Genomic DNA, 3,213 nt, shown 5'->3' on the forward strand with positions numbered 1-3,213 from the left:
CGTGACCGGCGGCACCCGGGGCATCGGCCGGGAGGTCGTGCGTGCGCTGGCGCCGACGTGGCGGGTGCTCGTGGGCGGTCGGGACGCGGCGGCCGTCGCGGCGGTCGTCGCCACGTGTCCGGACGCCGCCGGTTTCGTCTGTGACCTGGCCGACGAGGCAGCGACCGCGGCGGCCTCGTCCCGGCTCGGGTCGCTCGACGCGGTCGTGCACTCGGCCGGGGTGCTCGGGTACGGCCCACTGGACGCTGTGGACCGGTCGGAGTGGCGGCGGGTGCTGGAGCTCAACGTGGTCGCGCCGGCGCACCTGACGTCGCTGCTGCTTCCCCTGCTGCGGGCGTCCCGGGGGCAGGTCGTGGCGATCAACTCGGGCTCGGGCTTCACGGCGGGGGCCAGCGGTGGGCTGTACGCGGCATCCAAGTTCGCGCTGCGTGCCTGGACCGACGCGCTGCGCGCCGAGGAGCGCGGCCGGGTGCGGGTGAGCTCGGTGCACCCCGGTCGCGTGGACACCGACATGCAGCGCGACCTCGTGGCGGCCGAGGGCGGGGAGTACCGGGCGGAGGAGTACCTGGCGGCGTCCTCCGTGGCGCGCGCAGTGGCGGCCGCGCTCGAGGCGTCCGACGATGCCGCGTTCGACGTGGTGAATGTCCGGCCGTCGGGGCTGGCGCGCCCCTCTTGAGCGTGATCAAGCCGTGTCAACAAGATTGTTGACAACTTGTTGACGGTCCAGTGCGTCGCAGCATCCTCACGGACAAGGGAGACTGTGATGAACCTGCGATTCGTCGCCCGCCCGGGGCGCGCATGAGCACCGCCGTCGCGACGCCGCCGACGGCCGCCTCGCCGGGGAAGAAGCCCAAGACCGCCTGGCAGCGGTTCTCGTCGCTGCCAGCGCCCGTGCTGGGGCTCATCGGCACGCTGATCTTCCTGCTCGTCTGGGAGATCGTGCCCCGCATCGGCCTGGTGTCGCCGCGCTACGTGCCTCCGGCCAGCGAGGTGCTCGCCCTCTTCGCCCGCAACCTCATCTACCGCAGCTTCTGGGCCGCCACGGGCGAGACCCTGAAGGGCTGGGCGATCGGCCTCACGATCTCGACCGTGGCGGCGGTCGCCATCGGCCTCGTCGTGGGCTCGTCGACGTTCCTGCAGCGCTTCACCGCCTCGACCATCGAGTTCCTGCGCCCGATCCCGTCGGTCGCCCTCATCCCGCTGGCGGTGCTGCTGTTCGGCGTCCAACTCGGCTCGAAGCTGCTGCTCATCGTCTACGCCTCGTTCTGGCAGATCCTCATCCAGGTGCTCTACGGCGTCGGTGACGTCGACCCCGTGGCCAACAACACCGCCAAGAGCTTTGGCCTCGGCTACTTCGCCCGCATGCGCCACGTCGTCTGGCCGACGGTGCTGCCCTACCTCATGACCGGCCTGCGCCTCGGCGCCGCCGTCGCACTCATCCTGTCGGTGACGGCCGAGCTGGTCATCGGCAACCCTGGCCTAGGCAAGGAGATTGCGCTGGCCCAGTCCGGCGGCGCCATCGCCCCCATGTACGCTCTCGTCCTGGCGACCGGCTTCCTCGGCGTCCTCGTCAACATCGTGTTCCGCTTCATCGAGCGCAAGACGCTGGCCTGGCACTCGTCGGTCCGGTCGGAGGCCCTGTGATGAAGACGCTCAAGACCATCGGATACGCCGTCGGCCTGCCGGCACTGCTCGTCCTCGCCTGGTGGGCGCTCACCGCGTCCAGCACCTCCTTCTGGGTGCCGAAGCCGCTCCAACTGCTCAACACGTTCATCAAGGTCTGGATCGGCCCCCGCTTCATGGTGGACGTCGTCCCCTCCGTCCTGCGCCTCCTCGCCGGGCTGGCGGTGGCGATCGTCCTCGGCATCGGCCTCGGCCTGTTCATCGGCAGCAGCCGGGTGCACCGGCGCTTGGCCGAGCCGGTCCTCGAACTGTTCCGGGCCATCCCCCCGCCCGTCCTCGTGCCGATCCTGATGGTCATGGTCGGCATCGGTGACACGATGAAGATCGCCGTCATCGTGTTCGGCTGCATCTGGCCCATCCTGCTCAACACGATCGAGGGCGTGCGCAGCCTCGACGAGGTTCAGTCCGACACGGCCAAGGTGTTCGGCATCCACGGTGCCTCCCGCGTCACGATGCTCACCCTTCCCGCCATCGCGCCGTTCTACATCGCCGGCATCCGCCAGGCGCTGTCGATCGGCCTGATCCTCATGGTCATCTCCGAGATGTTCGCGGCCCGCTCGGGTCTCGGCTTCACCATCGTCCAGTTCCAGCGGTCGTTCGCGATCCCCGAGATGTGGAGCGGCATCGTCCTGCTCGGCCTCATCGGCGTCGTCATGGCCACCCTGTGCTCCTTCATCGAGAAGCGCGTCCTGCGCTGGTACCACGGCCTGAAAGAGGTTGAGCACAGTGAATGACACGACCCGCACCAGCACGGACGCCCCCGCTCGGCCCGCGAGCAGCGCCAGGAGACCCTCCTGAGCGTCAAGGGCGTGCGGAAGATCTACCCGTCGGCCGCGGGGCCCGTCGAGGCCGTCCGCAACCTCACCTTCGACGTCCGGCGCGGCGAGCTGGCCTGCATCGTCGGCCCGTCCGGCGCCGGCAAGACCACGCTGCTCAAGATCATCTCCGGCCTCCTTGAACCCACCGAGGGCGAGGTCGTGCTCGATGGCAAGAAGGTGACCGGGCCGCCGAAGACGATGGCGGTCGTCTTCCAGGAGTACGGCCGCTCGCTGTTCCCCTGGCTCACCGAGCACGGCAACGTCGAACTGCCCCTCAAGAACGCGAAGGTTCCCGCGGCCGCGCGCGCCCGGCGCGTTGACGAGGCCCTGGACGCCGTCGGCCTGGGCCACGCACACAAGCGCTACCCGTGGCAGCTCTCGGGCGGCATGCAGCAGCGCGTCGCCATCGCGCGGGCCGTGGCGTACAACCCCGACGTGCTCCTGATGGACGAGCCCTTCGCCGCTGTCGACGCCCAGACGCGCGCCGACCTGGAGGACCTCGTCCGCGACATCTGGCACCGCCTCGGTGTGACCGTCCTGTTCGTCACCCACGACATCGACGAGTCGGTCTATCTGGCCGAACGCGTCATCGTCTTGTCGAGTTCGCCGACCGTCGTCCAGGAGGACGTCGTCATCGACCTGCCCGACGAGCGCTCCCAGCTCGAGACCCGCTCGACGCAGCGCTTCACCGAGCTGCGCCACCACATCTACG

General features: G+C 69.7%; 4 protein-coding genes. All 4 read left to right on the forward strand.

What is annotated here, in order from left to right; translation table 11 throughout:
- Nucleotide 1 precedes the first annotated feature (1 nt).
- On the forward strand, nt 2–676 hold the full coding sequence (locus Q1K57_RS02350; protein ID WP_300078588.1) for an SDR family oxidoreductase: 675 nt from the start codon (nt 2–4) through the stop codon (nt 674–676).
- Between the two features lie 122 nt (nt 677–798).
- Entirely contained in the window at nt 799–1,644 is an 846-nt protein-coding gene (locus tag Q1K57_RS02355) for an ABC transporter permease (protein WP_300078592.1), read from the forward strand.
- A complete protein-coding gene (locus tag Q1K57_RS02360; protein WP_300078594.1) occupies nt 1,644–2,417 on the forward strand; it encodes an ABC transporter permease in 774 nt (257 codons plus the stop codon). The genes Q1K57_RS02355 and Q1K57_RS02360 overlap by 1 nt, the downstream gene beginning before the upstream one ends.
- 75 nt (nt 2,418–2,492) lie before the next feature.
- A partial coding sequence (locus Q1K57_RS02365) for an ABC transporter ATP-binding protein (RefSeq protein ID WP_300078596.1) occupies nt 2,493–3,213 on the forward strand: 721 nt, incomplete at its 3' end.

This window comes from Propioniciclava sp. (assembly GCF_029977985.1).
Lineage (GTDB): Bacteria > Actinomycetota > Actinomycetes > Propionibacteriales > Propionibacteriaceae > Propioniciclava.

Coding starts and splice junctions, on each gene's coding strand:
- Q1K57_RS02355 (WP_300078592.1), top strand. CDS start 799: ATGAGCACCGCCGTCGCGACGCCGCCGACGGCCGCCTCGCCGGGGAAG.
- Q1K57_RS02360 (WP_300078594.1), top strand. CDS start 1,644: ATGAAGACGCTCAAGACCATCGGATACGCCGTCGGCCTGCCGGCACTG.